Origin of the sequence: Collinsella sp. AF20-14LB (assembly GCF_003459505.1) — a bacterium.
Taxonomy (GTDB): domain Bacteria; phylum Actinomycetota; class Coriobacteriia; order Coriobacteriales; family Coriobacteriaceae; genus Collinsella.
This window is the reverse complement of the sequence record NZ_QRWD01000050.1, coordinates 1-357: the sequence shown is the minus strand read 5'-3', so window position 1 is coordinate 357 and position 357 is coordinate 1. Positions and strand designations below refer to the sequence as shown.

General features: G+C 73.4%; 1 protein-coding gene. It reads right to left on the bottom strand.

What is annotated here, in order from left to right:
* A partial coding sequence (locus DWX63_RS11440) for a transposase (protein WP_233514551.1) occupies window positions 1-357 on the bottom strand: 357 nt, incomplete at both ends.

Sequence of the window (357 nt, the reverse complement as noted above, 5' to 3'; positions counted from 1 at the left end):
CCCAGCAGGCGAGCTCGCGCGCCGTGGCGACGTTCGCCTTGTTGCCGTGGACCCCGCGCGCGAGCAGGGCCCCGCGCCTCTCGACCAGCCTCCGCACGCCCTTGGCGGCATGCCTCCGGGCGGCTGGGTCCGGGGTCTGGCCCTTGGCGAGGTCCTTCGGCCGCCCCGAGCACGTCAGGTAGTGCCACGCGGCCTCGACCAGCGTCTTCCTCAGGTGCTTGTTGCCGGCCTTGGTGATCGCGCCCCTGCGGTCGCTCTCCCCGCTGGAGTGCTCGGAGGGCGTCAGGCCGACCCACGCGGCGAACGAGCGGGCGTTCCTGAACCTGGAGAACTCGCCGGCCTCGAACACGAGGTCGG